Raw genomic sequence first — 260 nt, 5'->3', positions numbered from 1 at the left:
CCTCTATCCTGATGAACCTGCCGTACAGATTACAAGTGCCGCAGCAGGTACGCAGCTGTCTGATGGTATCTTAACCCAGTCTCAAAGCTTACTCGAAGAGGCTGGAATTAATAATCATGATGGTACCTTTGAAGGCAACAGTGCGCTGGTACGTCTTGATAACCCCGTCGAGCAGCTCAAAGCTCAGGAAGTACTGCGCCAGAATCTGGGCGAAGACTATGTGGTCGCGCTTAACTTAGCGCAGACGACCCCGCAGTGGC

1 pseudogene is annotated in these 260 nt (G+C 51.9%); it reads left to right on the top strand.

Annotated features, from left to right (window positions below):
- A pseudogene (secD, locus tag AAEY87_RS14120) lies at positions 1–260 on the top strand (protein translocase subunit SecD); the annotation flags it as partial.

The sequence above is a fragment of the Psychrobacter sp. S1-30-MNA-CIBAN-0213 genome (assembly GCF_040309845.1).
Classification (GTDB): Bacteria; Pseudomonadota; Gammaproteobacteria; order Pseudomonadales; family Moraxellaceae; genus Psychrobacter.
Note: the sequence above shows the minus strand (reverse complement) of the source record. Positions and strands in the feature narration are given on the sequence as shown.